The 17,989-nt window shown below is 71.6% G+C and carries 18 protein-coding genes; 17 read left to right on the top strand and 1 reads right to left on the bottom strand.

What is annotated here, in order from left to right; genetic code table 11:
• Positions 1 to 120: 120 nt before the first annotated feature.
• The 17 genes from RI211_RS13325 to RI211_RS13245 all read left to right on the top strand — a co-directional run bounded on the left by RI211_RS13325 (position 121) and on the right by RI211_RS13245 (position 16,600).
• Positions 121 to 1,137, top strand: a complete 1,017-nt coding sequence (locus RI211_RS13325) for a Bug family tripartite tricarboxylate transporter substrate binding protein (RefSeq protein ID WP_315637791.1) — start codon at positions 121 to 123, stop codon at positions 1,135 to 1,137.
• Position 1,138: 1 nt separating this feature from the next.
• Positions 1,139 to 1,699 (top strand): tripartite tricarboxylate transporter TctB family protein, encoded by a 561-nt coding sequence (locus tag RI211_RS13320; RefSeq protein WP_280564622.1) that lies wholly within the window; start codon positions 1,139 to 1,141, stop codon positions 1,697 to 1,699.
• Positions 1,699 to 3,288 (top strand): tripartite tricarboxylate transporter permease, encoded by a 1,590-nt coding sequence (locus tag RI211_RS13315; RefSeq protein WP_315637792.1) that lies wholly within the window; start codon positions 1,699 to 1,701, stop codon positions 3,286 to 3,288. The genes RI211_RS13320 and RI211_RS13315 overlap by 1 nt, the downstream gene beginning before the upstream one ends.
• Positions 3,289 to 3,292: 4 nt before the next feature.
• On the top strand, positions 3,293 to 4,090 hold the full coding sequence (locus RI211_RS13310) for a sulfite exporter TauE/SafE family protein (RefSeq protein ID WP_259954433.1): 798 nt from the start codon (positions 3,293 to 3,295) through the stop codon (positions 4,088 to 4,090).
• A 72-nt stretch (positions 4,091 to 4,162) separates the two neighbouring features.
• Positions 4,163 to 4,465 carry a hypothetical protein gene (locus tag RI211_RS13305; RefSeq protein ID WP_315637793.1) on the top strand — a complete coding sequence of 101 codons (303 nt, stop codon included), beginning with the start codon at positions 4,163 to 4,165 and terminating at the stop codon, positions 4,463 to 4,465.
• Entirely contained in the window at positions 4,458 to 5,927 is a 1,470-nt protein-coding gene (locus RI211_RS13300) for a sensor histidine kinase (RefSeq protein WP_315637794.1), read from the top strand. The genes RI211_RS13305 and RI211_RS13300 overlap by 8 nt, the downstream gene beginning before the upstream one ends.
• 1 nt (position 5,928) lies before the next feature.
• The gene (locus RI211_RS13295) at positions 5,929 to 6,588 is read left to right on the top strand and encodes a response regulator transcription factor (protein WP_315637795.1); all 660 of its coding nucleotides are present in this window, start codon (positions 5,929 to 5,931) and stop codon (positions 6,586 to 6,588) included.
• A complete protein-coding gene (locus tag RI211_RS13290; protein WP_315637796.1) occupies positions 6,585 to 8,144 on the top strand; it encodes an SLC13 family permease in 1,560 nt (519 codons plus the stop codon). Before RI211_RS13295 ends, RI211_RS13290 begins: the two co-directional genes overlap by 4 nt.
• A gap of 97 nt (positions 8,145 to 8,241) precedes the next feature.
• Complete coding sequence (locus RI211_RS13285) at positions 8,242 to 9,444, top strand: glycerate kinase family protein (RefSeq protein WP_315637797.1); 1,203 nt, start codon at positions 8,242 to 8,244, stop codon at positions 9,442 to 9,444.
• A 57-nt stretch (positions 9,445 to 9,501) separates the two neighbouring features.
• Entirely contained in the window at positions 9,502 to 9,957 is a 456-nt protein-coding gene (locus RI211_RS13280) for an FAS1-like dehydratase domain-containing protein (protein WP_315637798.1), read from the top strand.
• Positions 9,954 to 10,358 carry a MaoC/PaaZ C-terminal domain-containing protein gene (locus RI211_RS13275; RefSeq protein WP_315637799.1) on the top strand — a complete coding sequence of 135 codons (405 nt, stop codon included), beginning with the start codon at positions 9,954 to 9,956 and terminating at the stop codon, positions 10,356 to 10,358. The genes RI211_RS13280 and RI211_RS13275 overlap by 4 nt, the downstream gene beginning before the upstream one ends.
• Positions 10,355 to 11,485, top strand: a complete 1,131-nt coding sequence (locus tag RI211_RS13270; protein ID WP_315637800.1) for a UDP-N-acetylmuramate dehydrogenase — start codon at positions 10,355 to 10,357, stop codon at positions 11,483 to 11,485. The genes RI211_RS13275 and RI211_RS13270 overlap by 4 nt, the downstream gene beginning before the upstream one ends.
• A complete protein-coding gene (locus RI211_RS13265; protein ID WP_315637801.1) occupies positions 11,482 to 12,192 on the top strand; it encodes a FadR/GntR family transcriptional regulator in 711 nt (236 codons plus the stop codon). The genes RI211_RS13270 and RI211_RS13265 overlap by 4 nt, the downstream gene beginning before the upstream one ends.
• Positions 12,193 to 12,328: 136 nt before the next feature.
• Entirely contained in the window at positions 12,329 to 13,756 is a 1,428-nt protein-coding gene (locus RI211_RS13260) for a four-carbon acid sugar kinase family protein (protein ID WP_315637802.1), read from the top strand.
• On the top strand, positions 13,753 to 14,643 hold the full coding sequence (locus tag RI211_RS13255; RefSeq protein ID WP_315637803.1) for an NAD(P)-dependent oxidoreductase: 891 nt from the start codon (positions 13,753 to 13,755) through the stop codon (positions 14,641 to 14,643). Before RI211_RS13260 ends, RI211_RS13255 begins: the two co-directional genes overlap by 4 nt.
• A 39-nt stretch (positions 14,644 to 14,682) precedes the next feature.
• Complete coding sequence (locus RI211_RS13250; protein ID WP_315637804.1) at positions 14,683 to 16,104, top strand: GntP family transporter; 1,422 nt, start codon at positions 14,683 to 14,685, stop codon at positions 16,102 to 16,104.
• 94 nt (positions 16,105 to 16,198) lie between these two features.
• Positions 16,199 to 16,600 (top strand): VOC family protein, encoded by a 402-nt coding sequence (locus RI211_RS13245; protein WP_315637805.1) that lies wholly within the window; start codon positions 16,199 to 16,201, stop codon positions 16,598 to 16,600.
• Positions 16,601 to 16,683: 83 nt separating this feature from the next.
• Here RI211_RS13245 and RI211_RS13240 read toward each other — a convergent pair whose 3' ends face one another.
• A complete protein-coding gene (locus tag RI211_RS13240) occupies positions 16,684 to 17,913 on the bottom strand; it encodes a pyridoxal phosphate-dependent aminotransferase (RefSeq protein WP_315637806.1) in 1,230 nt (409 codons plus the stop codon).
• Positions 17,914 to 17,989 lie beyond the last annotated feature (76 nt).

Raw genomic sequence — 17,989 nt, 5'->3', positions numbered from 1 at the left:
CGGCAGAGGTGTTCGCGACCAATAGTTACGGAACGCGACCAATGGTTTCCGAAGGTTGAGCGTGCGCATCTGCGCCTCGACAGTGGACGGATTGCATCCGAACGCTCAAGGAGGAGCGCCATGAATCATGCCCGCATCGGGACTCTCGCCGCGGCCGTCGCCGCGACCGCCCTCGTCCTCACCTCGTGCTCGACGACCGACGGCGGAGCCGCCGGCTCGGACGGCGATGAGGCGGTCGCCATCACCGACGTGAACATCGTCGTCCCCGCCGACCCGGGCGGAGGGTGGGACCAGACGGGCCGGGCCCTGTCGCAGCTGCTCACGCAGGAGGACATCGTCGGCTCGGCGCCCGTCACCAACGTCGGCGGCGCGGGCGGCACGGTCGGCCTCGCACAGCTCGCCAACGAGAAGGACCCGGCCACGCTCATGGTCATGGGCCTCGTGATGGTGGGAGCGGTGGAGACCAACGCCTCCGCCGTGCGCATCGAGGACATGACACCGATCGCCCGGCTCACGGATGAACCGCTCGTCGTGGTCGTGCCCGCCGACTCGGAGTACGACACGCTGGAAGACCTCGTCGAGGATGTCGTGGACAAGGGCCAGGAGGTCACGATCACCGGCGGTTCCGCGGGAGGAGCCGATCACATCCTCGCCGGGCTGCTGCTCGAGGAGGCGGGGCTCGACGGCGCGGAGATCGCCGAGAAGCTGAACTACACGCCCAACTCGGGCGGCGGCGAGGCGACGTCGCTGATCCTCGGCGGCAAGGTCTCGGCGGGCATCTCCGGTGTCGGCGAGTTCCTGCAGCACATCGAGGCCGGGACCATGAAGGCCCTCGCCGTCTCGTCGGAGGAGCCGGTCACACAGCTGCCGGACGTCGACACGATCACCGACTCCGGATACGACGTCGTGCTCACCAACTGGCGCGGTGTGATCGCCCCGGGCGGGATCAGCGACGCCGAGCGCTCGGAGCTCGAGCGCCTCGTCACCGAGCTGGAGGCGTCCGACGCGTGGAAGGACGAGCTGGAGACGCGAGGGTGGGCGGACGCGTTCCTCACGGGCGCGGAGTTCGACGAGTTCCTGGACGGCAACATCGCCGAGGTCACCACGACGCTGCAGAACATCGGGCTGGTCGGCTGAGATGACGACCGGGTCTTCCGGACCCGGCGAGGAGGTGCGGACCGACGCCCGTCGGTCCGCACGCCTCGTCGCGTCCCTCCCGCGGGGGGAGCTCGTCTTCGCCCTGCTCATGGTGGCCCTCGGCGTGTTCGCGTTCGCCGGGGTCTTCACCATCCATGTGCCCGCAGGCGGCCAGGTGGGGCCGACGGTCTTTCCGCTGTTCGTCTCCGTGCTGCTGCTCGGTTCGTCGCTCGCCGTCGTCGTGAGCATCTTCCGCGGACACCGCGGTGTGCCGGAGGACGGAGAGGACGTCGATCAGAGCCTCCCGACCGACTGGCTGACGCTCGTGAAGATCGTGGCGCTGGTGGTCGCGCACCTGCTCCTCATCGAACCGCTCGGCTGGGCACCCGCCGCGGCCCTGCTGTTCGGCGGCGTCGCCTGGGCGCTCGGCGCGCGGCGCTGGTGGATGGCGCTCCTCATCGGCGCGATCATCGCGCTGGTCGTGCAGGTCGTGTTCGGCGGTCTGCTCGGGCTGTCGCTCCCGTGGGGACCGGCGCTCGGCTGGTTGGGAAGGATGTTCTGATGGACAGCTGGAGTCTGCTCCTCGAGGGGTTCGCGACCGCGCTGCAGCCCCACTACCTCGTCTTCGCCTTCTTCGGCGTGCTGATCGGCACCGCCGTGGGCGTCCTTCCCGGGATCGGGCCGGCGATGACGGTCGCCCTGCTGCTCCCGCTCACCTACACGCTGGAACCCGCCGCAGCGCTCATCACGTTCGCGGGGATCTACTACGGCGGGATGTACGGGGGGTCGACCACGAGCATCCTCCTGAACACGCCGGGGGAGTCGTCGTCGATCGTGACGGCGATCGAGGGCAACAAGATGGCCAAGCTCGGGCGGGGAGCGGCGGCGCTGGCCACCGCGGCGCTCGGGTCGTTCGTCGCGGGCACCCTGGCGACCGTCGGCCTGACGCTGCTCGCCCCGGTACTCGCGCAGTTCGCCGTGAACCTCGGGCCGGCCGACTACGTCGCCCTCATCGTCGTGGCCTTCGTCACGGTCGGTGCGCTCATGGGGTCCTCCGTGTCGCGTGGCCTGCTGTCGCTCGGCGTCGGTCTGTTCCTCGGCCTGGTCGGCACCGACTGGCTCTCGGGGCAGCAGCGCTACACGCTCGGCCTGCTCCCGTTGGCGGACGGCATCGACGTGGTGCTCGTGGCGGTCGGGCTCTTCGCCGTCGGCGAGACGCTCTACGTCGCGGCCCGGCTGCGTCACGGCGCGATCGACGTGATCCCCGTCTCCCGTGGGTGGCGCAGCTGGATGACGAAGGACGACTGGCGTCGGTCGTGGAAGCCCTGGCTCCGCGGCACCGCCATCGGCTTCCCGATCGGCACGATCCCGGCCGGCGGGGCCGACGTGGCGACCTTCCTGTCCTACGCCACCGAGCGCAAGCTCTCCCGCCGCAAGGACGAGTTCGGCCGCGGGGCCATCGAGGGTGTCGCGGGCCCGGAGTCGGCGAACAACGCGGCCGCCGCGGGCGTGCTCGTGCCGCTGCTGACGCTGGGCCTGCCGACGACGGCGACGGCGGCGATCATCCTCACCGCGTTCCAGACCTACGGCCTGCAGCCCGGGCCGCAGCTGTTCACCGGACAGGCGGACCTCGTCTGGGCGCTGGTGGCGAGCCTCTACATCGGCAACGTGATCCTGCTCGTGCTGAATCTGCCCCTGGTGGGCATGTGGGTGAAGCTCCTGCAGATCCCGCGGCCGTACCTGTACGCCGGCATCCTCCTGTTCGCCGCCTTCGGGGCGTACGCGCTGAACTTCGCGGTCGTCGACATCCTCATCCTGCTGATCATCGGCGTCCTCGGCTACTTCCTGAGGCGGTACGGATTCCCGGTGGCGCCGTTGGTGGTGGGCATGATCCTCGGGCCGATGGGGGAGGAGCAGCTCCGTCGTGCGCTGCAGCTCAGCCAGGGCGACCTGACGACGCTCATCGCGCAGCCGTTCTCCGCGGTCGCCTACGTCATCCTCGCGCTGCTCATCGCCGGCGGGCTGTGGCTGCGGCGCCGGCAGCGACGCTACGAGCAGGCGCTCACGGAGTCCATCGCGGTGCCCGTCAAAGCGGACTCGGAGGTCTGTCCCGGCACGATTCGAGCGGGGGAGAGGCCGGGAGTAGGCTGATCCGGTGAACGATGCGACGGTCCTGAAACGCGGGCCTCGCGCCTACGCGGCATTCATCGGCATCGGCCTCCTCGCCGGCCTCCTCTCCGGTCTCTTCGGCGTCGGCGGCGGCACGGTCATCGTCCCGCTGCTGGTGCTCCTGCTCGCGTTCGACCAGCGGCTCGCGGCCGGAACCTCGCTGGCGGCGATCGTCCCGACGGCGACCGTCGGCGTCATCTCCTACGCCGCATCGGGCTCCGTCGCCTGGATCCCGGCGCTGATCCTCGCCGCCGGGGCCGTGGTCGGCGCGCAGATCGGTACCCGCCTGCTCCCGCGGATCTCGCAGACCGCGCTCCGCTGGGGCTTCGTCGGCTTCCTCGTCGTCGTGATCGTGAGCCTCTTCCTCGTGATCCCCTCGCGCGACGCCGTCTTCGAGCTCACCTGGCTGACCGGGATCGCCCTGGTGGTCGTCGGAATCGGCACCGGCGTCCTGGCCGGACTCATCGGCGTCGGCGGCGGTGTCATCGTGGTCCCGGTACTCATGCTCGCGTTCGGGACGAGCGACCTCGTCGCGAAGGGCACGTCGCTGCTCATGATGATCCCGACCGCTCTCTCCGGCACGGTCGGCAATCTCCGCAACCGCAACGTCGACCTCCTGGCCGCGCTGCTCATCGGCGTCTCGGCGTGCACCACCACGGCCCTCGGCGCGTGGCTGGCGACCATCGTCGACCCGACCGTCGGGAACCTCCTCTTCGCCGCGTATCTCATGGTGATCGCCGTGCAGATGGCCCTCAAGGCCGTCCGCGGCCGCCGGCGCGGCTGACCGTCCGTGAGGATGAAGGGATCTTCATCCTCACCTCATCTCCTCCTCATCCGCCCCGGGCACGATGGAGGCATGAGCACCGCACGACGCATCCTGATCCCCGGCGCACTGATCGCGGTGCCCGTGGCGTTCGCGATCGGGAGTGTCGCGCTCGCGCAGATGCCGGCGTCCCCCCGGCTGCCGGAGACGCCGCTCATCGTCCAGCTCGCGACGCCGACTCCGACGCCCGCTCCCACGCCGACACCCACGGAGTCGGTCGTCCCCGCACCCGCCCCGCCGCCCGCGCCGGCTCCCGCGCCGGCTCCCGCGCCGGCTCCCGCGCCGGCTCCACCGGTGGACGATGACGATGACGACGACGGAGGCGACGATGACTGAGCCCCAGGCCGCGCAGCGACCCGGCGCCCCGCTGCGTACCCTGCGCCGCCGCGCGCTTCCCGCCCGCTGGCGGATCACGCTCTGGATCATCCTCAGCACCATGATCACCGTGCTGGCGATCGGGCTCATCGGCCGCAGCGTCTTCCTCGCCGCGGTCGAGCAGACGGCGAACGGAGAGATCGAGCAGGAGGCGGCGGAGTTCGCCCGCTTCGCGGAGGACGCCGCATCCGGAGGGCTCACGACCGCCGAGGAGCTGCTCCGGGAGTACGTCGCACGGCAGTCCGTGCACGAGGATGAGGTCGTCATCGCGGCCCTCGACGGCATCCCGGTGGCGGTCGCCGAAGACGGCGGCGCGCGCACTCTGGAGACCCACGCGACGCTGGTGGAGCGGATGCTCACGGACATCGCGGTCTCCGGAGCCTTGGCCACGCCCGAGACCGGCCCGGTCCGCTGGGGGCGGATGGACTTCACGGGCGGAGGACAGGACGGGGCGGTGCTGATCGTGCAGTTCACCGCAGAGCCGCGTGCGCAGGTGGACCGCAGCTTCGGGGCGATCGCCTGGGTCGCCCTCATCGGGGTCCTCCTCAGCTCCGGTGTCGCCTGGCTCGTCGCCGGTCAGATCCTCGCGCCGGTCCGCGAGGTCTACCGGGTGGCGCGGGACATCGGCGAGCACGACCTCACCGCTCGCGTGCCGGTCGAGGGGAGCGACGACATCGCCGCCGTCGCCACGACGTTCAACCAGATGCTCGACCGGCTGGAGGCCGTGCACGCCACGCAGCAGCGCTTCGTCGACGACGCGGGTCATGAGCTGCGTACGCCGATCACGATCGTCCGCGGTCACCTCGAGCTCCTCAGCGAAGACCCCGAGGAGCGCGCGGCGACCCTGCGCCTCGTCAGCGAGGAGTTGGACCGCATGAGCCGTATCGTCACGGACCTCCTGGTGCTGGCGCGCGCGGAGCAGCCCGACTTCGTGCGCCTGGCCGCGTGCGACATCGCGACCCTCACACTCGACGTCGAGGCGAAGGCGCAGATGCTGGGCGAACGACGCTGGCAGTTGATGGAGGTCGCCGAGGGCGTCGTCCCCCTCGACCCGCAGCGCGTGACGCAGGCCGTGCTCCAGCTCGCCGCCAACGCGGTCCAGGTCACCGCAGACGGCGACACGATCCGGATCGGCTCGCGCTTCGAGGGGGACGGCCCCGAGCGGCGGCTGCGGCTCTGGGTGCAGGACACCGGTCCCGGTGTGGCACCGGCCGACGCCGAGCGCATCTTCGACCGCTTCACCCGCGGGGACAGTGCGGGTGCGCGCCGCGGCTCGGGGCTCGGCCTCGCGATCGTGCGGGCCATCACCGACGGGCACGGCGGCTCGGCCTGGGTCGACAGCGTGCTGGGCGAGGGGGCCGCATTCGGGATCGACCTGCCCGCACCCGTCCAAGACACGGACCCCATCGAAGGGAAGAGCTGACATGCGCCGCATCCTCATCGCGGAGGACGATCCGCACATCACGTCCTTCGTGCGCCGCGGACTCCGTGCTGCCGGCTACGACACCGCCGACGCGACCGATGGTCACACCGCGCTGCTCATGGCCCGCAGCGGGCTGTTCGACCTCGTCGTCCTCGACATCGGCCTCGGCGGGATGGACGGCTTCGACGTCCTCGCCCACCTCCGCGGCGAGGGGGTTTCCACGCCGGTCGTCATCCTCACGGCACGGGACTCCGTGATCGACACCGTCCGGGGACTCGAAGGGGGTGCGAACGACTACATGACCAAGCCGTTCCAGTTCGCGGAGCTGCTCGCCCGGGTGCGGCTGCGGATCGGCGACGGGGAAGGGCGCAGCGGCGGGGCCTCGTTGGCCCACGGTGACGTCAGCGTGGACGTGCGGTCGCGGACGGTGACCGTCGCCGGCGAGGTGCGCGAGCTCACCTCACGCGAGTTCGCGCTGCTGGAGGTGTTCCTGCAGAACCCCGGTCAGGTGCTCTCCCGCGACCAGCTCATCGGCCATGTGTGGGGTATGGACTTCGATCCCGCGTCGAACGTCGTCGACGTCTACGTGCGCGCGCTCCGCGGCAAGATCGGGACCGACCGCATCGAGACGGTGCGGGGAGCGGGGTACCGGTTCCGATGAACGATCCCGCCGCTCCTCCCGCCTCGACGGCGCGCACCCGCTTCGCGACCGTCCCGCCGCGGCGCACCGGCCCCCTCCCGATCATCAGCCGTCCGGATGCGGCGAAGCCGCGACGCGCACTTCCCCTCATCGGTCTCGTGCTCGTCGTGGCGATGGGCGCGGCGATGGTCATCGGCGCGCTGAACCCGGAGGCGAGCGGGCGCGGGATCACGGTGCCGATCGCCGTCACGCTGACGGTGTTCCTCCTCGCGGTCTGGGCGTGGAGCGCGACGCGCCTCGATGACACGCTGGTCGCGTTCCTCGCGGCGATCGCGCTCATCGTCGCCGGGGTCCTCCCGGTCGAGCAGTTCTTCGCGTCCCTCGGAGACGAGACGATCTGGCTGCTGATCGGCGCGTTCGTGATGGCGGCCGCGGTGTCGACCTCCGGGCTCCCGCTGCGCGCAGCCGCGCACCTCGTCCGGTTCGCTCGCGGCCCCCGCAGCCTGTTCCACCTCACGACCGTCGCGCTCACCCTCTCGGCGTTCGCCGTACCCGCGACATCAGGGAGGGCGGCGCTCGCGGTCCCGGTCTTCGGAGCCCTGTCGACGGCGCTCGACGGGCGAGGGCGCGTGATCCGGGCCCTCGCGCTGCTCATGCCGACGGTGGTGCTCCTCTCCGCCGTCGCCTCGCTGCTCGGCGCCGGAGCGCACATCATCACGGATCAGCTCCTGCGGGCGGCGGGAGAGTCCGGCTTCTCCTTCCTGTCGTGGCTGTGGCTCGGCCTGCCGCTCGCGGTGGTCTCGTCTCATCTGGCTGCGGAGCTCATCCTCTGGCGCTTCGTCGACCGCGACGACCGCACCGCACCGGTGCGGGTGACCACGGACGACATCGAGAAGGCCGCAGGCCGGCAGGTGACCGGTCCCCTCACCGCGCTGGAGTGCCGCGCGGCCCTCCTCGTCGGCGCGGCGATCGTGCTGTGGAGCAGTGAGCCTCTGCACGGGATCCCCCCGGCGCTCGTCGCGCTGTTCGGAGCTGTCGCCGCCGTCGCCCCGGGCATCGGCTGTACCACCCTCCCGGCCGCGGTCGCGCGCGTGCCCTGGTCGCTGCTGCTGTTCCTGGCCGCGACGCTCGCGCTCGCCACGGCGCTCACCGACTCGGGGGCGGCCGCCTGGCTCAGCACCGCCGCCCTCGAGCCGATGCGCGGGTTCGGAGTGGCGGGTGCCGTCGGCTTCGTCCTCGCGGTGATCGCCCTGTCCACGCTCGCGCACCTGCTCATCCCCTCCCGCTCCGCACGGTCGGCCGCGATCATCCCCGCGGTGATCGCCCTCGCGCCGGGACTCGGCGTGGAGCCGATGGCCGCGGCCTACGCCTCGACCGCGGCGGCCGGCTTCTGCCACACCCTGCCGAGCTCCGCCAAGCCGGTCGCGATGTTCGCCGACCCCGAGGTCGTCTCCGGCGGCTTCGATGCCTCCGACCTGCGCCGGCTGTCCGTGGTCCTGGCGCCGGCGATGTTCGTCCTCGTCGCCGTCTTCGCCCTCTGGATCTGGCCGCTCCAGGGTCTGCCGCTGCTGCGCTGACCACCGTCACCGCTGTTCCGCGTGCGCCGCCGGCGCACCGGTGTCCGTCGTGCCCGCATCCGGGCTGTCGCGCCCCCGGGCGCAGAAGGAGGTCCTCATGTCCATCCACGCTCCCCAGCGCATCCTCGTCGCCCCGAGCGGCTTCAAGGAGAGCCTCGGCGCTGACGCCGTGGCGCGAGCCATCGCGGCCGGCGTGCGCCGCGTCATCCCCGGCGTGCGCGTCGACGAGTTCCCCGTACCCGACGGGGGAGAGGGCACCGCCGCCGCGCTCGCCGCGAGCACCGGGGGCGCGCTCGTCCCCGCGACCGTGACCGGACCCGTCGGGGAACCGGTGGTGGCGCACTGGGCGCGGCTCGGAGGGGCGGCGCGCGGGACCGCGGTGGTGGAGATGGCGGCCGCGGCCGGGCTTCGACTCGTGCCGCGGGATCGTCGCGATCCGGCGGCCACCACGACCTCCGGGGTCGGACAGCTCATCGCCGCGGCCCTCGACGGCGGCGTCGAGCGCGTCGTGGTCGGCTGCGGGGACTCCGGGACGAGTGATGGGGGAGCGGGCGCCTTGACGGCGCTGGGCGTGCGCATCCTCGACCGGGCGGGCCGTGTCGTTCCGGCGGGCGGCGGACACCTTGCGGAGGCCGCGTCCCTCGACTTCTCGAGCGTGCACCCGCGGCTCGCCGAGGTCGAGATGGTCCTCGCCTGCAACATCCACAACGTGCTCTGCGGCCCCCGCGGCGTGGCCAGGGTGTTCGGCCCGCAGAAGGGGGCGTCGCCGGCGGAGGTCGATCGGCTCTCGGACGCGCTCGACGCCTGGGCCACGCTGCTGGAGGAGCAGAGCCCCTTCGGAGGCGGGATGGACGTGCGTACCGGCGGGGGGACCGGCGCCTCGGGAGGACTCGGTGCGGGGCTCGCCGCCGCTTTCGGCGCCCGGCTCGCACCTCGCTTCGAGGTGCTCCTCGACGGCGGGCTGATGCCGCACGACCTCGACGCGCTGATGGCGGAGGCGGACCTCGTGATCACGGCGGAGGGCGCGATCGACTTCCAGACGCCGCGTGGCAAGGTTCCGGCGGAGATCGCGATGCGCGCCCGCGTCGCCGGGGTGCCGGTGCTCGGTCTGGCGGGTTCGCTCGGACGCGGCGCCCCGGCCGTGCACGACATCGGCATCGACGCGATCGCCTCCATCCTCACCGTGCCGATGCCGCTGGAGGAGGCGGTGGAGCACGGGGAGGAGCTGCTCCGTGATGCTGCCGAGCGCACCATGCGTCTCGTCCTACTCGGCTCGGCGATGTCGGCCAGAGCCGCCTGAGGGTTACGGACGGCCCGCGCGCCGCGGGCCGTCGGTCGGCCTCGGTAGGATCGACGGGTGGCAGTGAACCAAGAACTCGTCGGCCGGGAGTTCCCGCCGACCGCCCCCTACCTCGTCGGGCGAGAGAAGGTGCGCGAGTTCGCGCGCGCCGTCTTCGCCGACGCCCCCCAGCACACCGACGTCGACGCCGCCCGCGCGGCCGGCTTCGCCGACGTCGTCGCGCCGCCGACCTTCGCGATGGTCCTGCAGGACCTCACGCTGCAGCAGCTGCTGGCCGAGTCCGACTCCGGCATCGTGCTGGCCCGGACGATCCACGCCGAGCAGCGGTTCCGGTACACGCGACCCATCGTCGCGGGAGACGAGCTGACCGCGCAGCTGCGTGTCACCGGCATCCGCATGATGGGCGGGAACGCCATGATCACGAGCGAGGCCGAGATCACCGACGAAGCGGGCGCGCACGTGGTGACCGCCACCAGCGTCCTGCTCGTCGGCGCCGAGGAGGAGGCCGCATGAGCGCGTTCACCGTGGGAGACGTGCTCGCCGTGCGCACCGTGCACCTGACGAGGGAGTCGCTCGTCCGCTACGCCGGAGCCTCCGGCGACTTCAACCCGATCCACTACCGCGACGACGTCGCCGCCGCGGTGGGCCTTCCCGGCGTGCTCGCGCACGGCATGCTGACCATGGGCATCGCCTCGTCGGTGGTCGTGGCCGCGCTCGACCCGCAGACCCGGATCCTCGATTACGGCGTGCGCTTCACGAAGCCCGTGGTGGTCGACCCCGAGACCGGCGCCGACGTGCACGTCGTCGCGACGGTCGGCGCCGTGGACGACGACTCCGCGCGCATCGACCTCAAGGTCACGACCGGCGACACCACCGTGCTCGTCAAGGCGCAGCTGCGCGTCGCCGTCCGATGAGCGAGGTCGAGCCGATCCGCCTGGCCGAGCTCACCACGCTCCGCACCGGCGCTGCGCCTGCGCACATGCGCGAGGCGACGACGACGGCGGAGCTCGTCTCGGTCCTCCGCGAGACCTGGGCGGAGGGCGACCCCTGGCTGGTGCTCGGAGGGGGCTCGAACCTCTTCGTCGGCGACGAGCCGTTCGAGGGCACCGTCATCCGCATCCGGACCCGGGGCATCGAAGAGCTCCCGTCCCCGCACGCCGGCCGCATCCGCCTGCGCGTGCAGGCCGGACACGGCTGGGACGACCTGGTGGCGTACGCGGTCGAGCGCGGGTACGCCGGGCTGGAGGCGATGAGTGGCATCCCCGGCACGGTCGGCGCGTCACCCGTGCAGAACATCGGCGCCTACGGCCAGGAGATCCAGGAGACCCTCGTCGAGGTCGAGTTGATCGATGAGGCCTCCGACGAGATCTCCACCGTGCCGGCGACGGAGCTCGGGCTCGGATTCCGCACCTCGGTGCTCAAGCATCACCACGGCAGCGAGCCGCAGCGTCGTGCCGTGATCCTGTCCGTCACGGTCGATCTGCTGGTCGCCCGCGAGCGCGTGGTGCGCGGGGAGCAGCTGCGTCGCGCCCTCGGCCTGACCGACGACACCCCGGTGCCGCTGACCTGGGTGCGCGAGCGCATCCTCGCCACCCGCGCATCGAAGGGCATGCTGCTCGATGCGGACGACCCGGACACGCATGGCGTCGGCTCCTTCTTCCAGAACGCGATCGTCACGGCCGCTCAGGCCCGGTCCCTCCCGCCGGAGTGCCCGCGGTGGCCGGTGGCCCCCGACCTCGACGCGGTCACCGTCATCCCCCTCGCCTCGTACGACGGGCACGTGCCGCCGACGAAGACCGAGGCCCCCGACGTGAAGGTGAGCGCCGCGTGGCTCATCGAGCAGGCGGGCATCCGCAAGGGGTTCAAGCTGCCCCGCTCGCGGGCGTCCGTCTCGACCAAGCACGCGCTGGCCCTCACCAACCGGGGTGGTGCCACGGCGGCCGAGGTCGCCGAGCTCGCCCGTTTCATCCAGAACCGCGTGCACGCCGAGTTCGGCCTCGTGCTGCAGCCGGAGCCCGTGCTGGTGGGCGTCGACCTGTGACGAAGGTCGAGCGGGTGTCGCGGACGCAGGCGGTCGTGGACGGACTGCTCGACGCCATCATCGCGGGCCGGCTCGAGGCCGGGCAGCCGCTGCCTCCCGAGGGGGAGCTGGCGGAGCAGTTCGGGGTCTCCCGTCTCACGATGCGCGAGGGTGTCCGTCTCCTGCAGGCGCAGGGCGTGATCGTCGCCGTTCCGGGCACCCGACACCGCATCGCGCCGACCGACGAGTGGACGGGCCTCGACGCGGTCGTCCGGCACGCCCAGAGCGCGGGCGCTCGTGAGCGCTCGTCGCTGGAGATGCTCGAGATGCGCATGATGTTCGAGACCGGAGCAGCGGAGTTCGCGGCGGGCCGGCGCACCGACGAGCACCTCGCCGAGATGGCGACGCTCCTCGAGGAGATGCAGACGGCCCATGAGCGGGCCGACGTCGACGGCTTCGTGGCGGCGGACCTCGCCTTCCACGACGTGATCATCCGCGCGGCGGAGAACCGCATCCTCGTCGCCTCGATGCGCCCGCTGACGACCATGCTCCAGGCGACCCGCAGTGAGACGAGCGCCATCCCGGAGATCCGCGAGCACGCGCTGGCCGAGCATGCGGCGGTGCTGGAGGCGATGCGAACCGGCTCCGGCGCGGCCGCTCGTCAGGCCATGCGCAGTCACATGCGCCAGACCCGCGACGACCTGCTGCACTTCGTTCACGGTCGCTGATCCGCGCGCTCCCCGTCGGTTTGGAGCCACGATGATCGTGAGGTACGCTCGTCGTTATCTGATATCGGATAACGATGCAGATTCCCCTGGTCCGTGGCCCCCACCACGGACCATCTCCCGGAACGAAGGAGTTCGTGTGCACATCGACGCCCTGCTGGCCCCCCTGCCTGCACCTGTCGCCGTCACCGCCGCCGACGTCCGTGCAGAGGTCGATCCCACGGATGTGCTGGTCGTCCTGGACGACGACCCCACCGGCACGCAGTCAGTCGCGAACCTCCCCGTCCTCACCCGGTGGGAGCGTGCCGACCTGGACGAGGCGCTCGCCACCGGCGCCGCCGCGGTATACGTGCTCACGAACACCCGGTCGCTCGACGAAGACGCCGCGGCCGCCCGCAACCGCGAGATCGTCGACGTGGCTCTCGCCGCCGCCGAGGCCCAGCGGCGGCGCGTCACGTTCGTCTCGCGCGGCGACTCGACGCTGCGCGGGCACTTCCCGCTCGAGACCGACGTCCTCTCCGCGGAGATCGGCTCCCGCACCGGTCGCGCCCCCGCGCTGACCCTGCTCGTGCCCGCCTTCCCCGACGCCGGCCGGATCACGGTCGACTCCGTGCACTACTGGGTGACCGACGGCGAGGCCACTCCGGTCGGCGAGACCCCCTTCGCGGCCGATGCGACCTTCGGCTACGCGTCCTCCGACCTGCGCGAATGGGTCGCCGAGAAGACGGGTGGCCGCATCCCGGCGTCCGCGGTCGCGGGCCTCGACATCCGCACCATCCGCGCGGGCGTGGACGCCGTGGCCGGCTTCCTCGCAACCCTGACCGACGGCACGGTCGTCGCGGTCGACGTGGTCGAGGAGTCCGATATGCGTGTGGTCGCGCTCGCACTGCACCGTCTGCGGGACCGCGACGTGCTCCTCCGGGTCGGCCCGCCCTACGTGCGCGCGCACATCGGGCAGGAGATCGCCGAGCCGGTGCGCGCGGACGACATCCCCTTCGCGCACGACCGCGGCGGTCTCGTGGTCGTCGGAAGCCACGTGCCGCTCACCACCGCCCAGCTCGAGGCCCTCACGGCAGCTCGACCGAACACCCGCACGATCGAGCTCGACGTGCGCGCCCTCATCGGGCCCGATCGCGAGACCCACCTCGAGACGCAGGCGCACGCGGTCGCCGACGCCCTCGCCACGGGTACCGTGATCGTGCACACCACCCGCGAGCTCGTCACCGGCGCCGACGGTGACGAGAGCCTCGCGATCGCCCGCCGCATCTCCAGCGGAGTGGTCGACCTCGTGCGTCGAGTGCTCGCCATCGCGCCGCCCCGCTTCGTCATCGCGAAGGGCGGCATCACGTCGAGCGACGTCGCCAGTGAAGCGCTCGAGATCCGCCGGGCCACCGTGCTCGGCCCCATGCTGCCCGGCCTCGTGTCGCTGTGGCAGCCGGAGACCGGCCCCGCGGTCGGCATCCCGTACGTCGTGTTCGCCGGCAACGTCGGCGACGCGGACTCCCTCGCCACCGTCGTCGCCACTCTCGCAGGAGACGATGGAAACAACCCGGAAGGACACTCATGACATCCACCGTCGCTGTCATCGGACTCGGCGCCATGGGGCTGCCGATGGCCACCCGCCTCGCCGAGCGCTTCGCCGTGCGCGGCTTCGACATCGCCGCCGAACGCATCGCTCTCGCGGCGGAGGCGGGCGTGACGCCGGCATCGTCCGCAGCCGACGCCGTGGACGGTGCGGACGCGGTGCTCGTCGCCGTCCGGACCGGTGCGCAGCTCGAGGCGCTGCTCTTCGGTGAGGACGGGCTCGCCCCGCACCTCGCCGAGGGTGCGGTCGTGATCCTCACCAGCACGGTGGGGACGGACGGCATCGACGCGATCGCCACCCAGCTCGCCGCGCACGGTGCGCAGCTCGTGGACGCCCCGCTCTCCGGCGGTCCGGTCCGGGCGGGGGAGGGCGACCTCCTCATCGTCGTCGGCGCCACCCCGAGCGCTCTGGAGACGGCGCGCCCGGTGCTCGACCAGCTCGCCTCCACGCTGTCCATCGTCGGCGACATGCCCGGCGACGGCCAGGCGCTGAAGACCGTCAACCAGCTCCTCTGCGGCGTGCACATCGCCGCGGCCGCGGAAGCGCTCGCCCTCGCGGACGCCCTCGGCCTGGACCGCGCCCGCACACTCGACGCGCTGACCGCCGGGGCTGCCAACTCCTTCATGCTCGGCAACCGCGGCCCGCGCGCCCTGCAGGCGTACGACGAGGACGGCGCGGAGGTGCTCAGCCGCCTCGACATCTTCGTCAAGGACCTCGGCATCGTCGGCGACGCCGCGCGCCGTGCGCACCTGTCCACGCCGGTCGCCGCCGCGGCCGAGCAGTTGTTCCTCCTCGGCGAAGCGCAGGGCCTCGGCGCCCTGGACGACTCCGCCGTCATCCGCGTCGTCGCACCCGAACGACTGTCCTGAGCGCGACGTCGCGCCCTCACTGAAAGAAGAGATCCAGAGATGCTTCCTCTTCCGATCCTCATCCTGATCGGCCTGGCGGGCCTCGGCCTGCTGCTCCTGCTCATCATCCGGTTCAAGATGCAGGCGTTCTACGCCCTCATCCTCGTATCGATCATCGTCGGCATCGCGGCAGGTCTGCCGCTGACCACGATCCCCGCCGACGGCGACACCCCCGAGCAGCTCGGTGTCATCCAGGCGATCATCGCCGGTGTCGGCGGCACACTCGGCTCGGTGGCGGTGCTCGTCGCCCTCGGGTCGATGCTCGGCAAGATCATCGAGCTGTCCGGCGGTGCCGAGTCGCTCGCCGGGCGCTTCACCGGCTGGCTCGGCCCGAAGCGCGTCGGCATCGCGCTCGTCATCGCCGCCGGCATCCTGGCGATCCCCGTGTTCTTCGACGCCGGCTTCATCATCCTCGTCCCCATCGTGTTCGCCTTCTCGAAGGTGGCCGGCCTCAACCCGATCAAGTTCGGGCTCCCCGTCGCCGGCATCATGCTCGCCGTGCACGTCGCGGTGCCCCCGCACCCGGGCATCGTCGGCGGGTCCGCGATCCTCGGTGCCGACATCGGCTGGGTGACGATCTTCGCGCTCGCGATCTCCGTACCGCTCGCGGTCCTGTCCTACCTCGTGGCGAAGTGGATCAACACCCGCGAGTTCGCGATGCTCGCGGCCACCAAGGAGATGTACGACAACTTCGGCACGGAGAAGTCGACGCTCGCCGGCGGGCTCGGCGAGGGCGAGAAGGCGCCGGGCGCGGGCACGGTCCTCGGCCTCATCCTCCTGCCGCTCGTGCTCATCATGCTCGGCACCGCGGTGGCTCCGCTGTTCGAGGCAGGCACGTTCTGGAACGGGTTCCTCAGCATGGCCGGCCAGCCGATCTTCGCGCTCATGGTCGCGATCGCCGCCGCGATGTACCTGCTCGGCGTGCGCCGCGGCTGGTCGGCTGCGCACCTCGGCGAGGTCATGGAGTCGGCGCTGCCGGCCGCGGCGGTCATCATCCTCGTCACCGGTGCCGGTGGCGCGTTCGGCCGCGTCCTCACCGAGACCGGGATCGGCGGCGCGGTCGCCGAGGTGCTCGCCTCCAGCGGGATGCCCCTGCTGCTCGCGGCCTTCCTCATCTCGCTCATCATGCGTGCGGCTCAGGGGTCGGCCACCGTCGCTATCGCGACGACCGCGGGCCTCCTCCTGCCCTCGGTCTCCGCGATGGGACTCGACACCGTGCACACCGCGCTGCTCGCGGTCGCCATCGGCTACGGTGGCCTCGGCCTCAGCCACGTGAACGACTCCGGCTTCTGGGTGGTCACGCGGTACCTCGGCCTCTCGGTCAAGGACGGCCTGCGCACGTGGACGCCTCTGACGACGGTGCTCGGGGTCTCCGGATTCGTGCTGACCTGGGTGCTGTACGCGGTGATCCCGGTCTCCTGACCTCGCTCGCACGAACGGCCGTCACCTCCGGGTGGCGGCCGTCCGTCGTTCTCGGCAGGTGGTGACCGGAGCCGCCGCGGACTACGCTCGCGGGATGAGCGGACTGATCCCGTACCTGCTGTTCCCCGGCAACGCCGCCGAAGCCCTCGGCCATTACCGCGATGTGTTCGGCGGTGAGCTCCAGCTGATGGACTACGCGAGCGCGGGCCGCCACGACGGCCCGGGCGACGCGGTCGCGCACGGACAGCTCGGCGGTCCGGTCGAACTCGCCGGAGCGGACGCGGGAGCCGATGACGACGCCGTCCAGATGAGCGGGATGTTCCTCTCGCTCCTCGGAACAGCCGACCCCGGAACGCTGACCCGCTGGTACCACGAGCTGGCGGCAGGCGGCCGCGTCATCGATCCGCTGCAGCAGCGCCCGTGGGGAGATGTCGACGGCACCCTCGTCGACCGCTACGGCATCCGCTGGCTGATCGGCTTCCACCCCGAAGACTGACCCGAGACCCCGGGTTCACGCCGAGACCCCCTCCTAGCTGCGCAGGTACGAGGGGGTCTCGGCGGTAAAGCGGGGTCTCAGGGTCAGGAGGAAGAGGAGGAGAACAGGCGCTGGAGGCGCTGGACGCCCTCGAGGAGCTGGTCGTCGCCGAGCGCGTACGACATGCGGATGTAGCCGGACGGACCGAACGCCTCTCCGGGAACGACAGCGACCTCGGCCTGGTCGAGGATGAGGTCGGCGAGCTCGAGGGACGTCGTCGGGGTCACGCCGCCCCAGGTGCGGCCGAGCAGGCCCTGCACATCGGGGTAGACGTAGAACGCGCCGAGCGGGTTCGGCACCACGAGCCCGTCGATCTTCGACAGCTCCGACACGATCAGCTGACGGCGGCGGTCGAAGGCCTCGCGCATCTTCTCGGCCTCGTCCTGCGGACCGTTGAGCGCCGCGATCGCCGCCTTCTGTGCGACGTTGTTGACGTTGCTCGTGAGGTGCGACTGCAGGTTGCCGGCGATCTTGATGGCGTCGGCCGGGCCCACCATCCAGCCCACGCGCCAGCCGGTCATGGCATAGGTCTTGGCCACGCCGTTGACGAGGATCGTCTGGTTCGCGGCCTCCGGCACGGCATTCACGATCGAGGTCGCCGTCACCGCGGTCCCTGAGCCCGTCGAAGGGTAGGTGAGGTTCTGGTAGATCTCGTCGCTGATGATCCAGATGCCGTGCTCCACGGCCCACTCGCCGATGGCCTTCGTCTCCTCGGCCGTGTACACGGAGCCGGTGGGGTTCGACGGCGACACGAAGACGAGAACGGTCGTGCGGTCGGTCCGGGCGGCCTCGAGCTGCTCGATGGTGACCTTGTACTCCTGATCGGCACCGGCGAAGACCTCGACCGGGGTGCCGTCGGCGAGACGGATCGCCTCGGGGTAGGTCGTCCAGTACGGGGCCGGGAGCAGCACCTCGTCGCCGGGGTTCACGACCGCCTGGAACGCCTGGTACACCGACTGCTTACCGCCGTTGGTGACGATGACCTGACCGGGGGAGACCTCGAGTCCGGAGTCGCGGAGCGTCTTGGCGGCGATCGCCTCGCGGAGCGCCGGGAGTCCGGGAGCGGGGGTGTACCGGTAGCTCGCCGGGTCGGCCAGTGCCTCGGCCGCCGCGTCCACGATGAAGTGCGGCGTGGCGAAGTCGGGCTCGCCCGCGGCATACGAGATGACGGGCTTGCCCTCGGCCTTGAGGGCCTTGGCCTTGGCATCGACCTTGAGGGTCGCGGACTCGGCGATGGCGGACAGCTTGCGGGAGAGAGGAGCGCGTTCGGTCACGGTTACGAGCGTACTCGGGTCGATGCGGCGGATGAGGTGTGGGATGCCGCCAAGATCCGAGGTTCTTTCGGGTTCG

Origin of the sequence: Microbacterium meiriae, assembly GCF_032364335.1 — a bacterium.
Taxonomy (GTDB): domain Bacteria; phylum Actinomycetota; class Actinomycetes; order Actinomycetales; family Microbacteriaceae; genus Microbacterium; species Microbacterium meiriae.
Note: the sequence above shows the minus strand (reverse complement) of the source record. Positions and strands in the feature narration are given on the sequence as shown.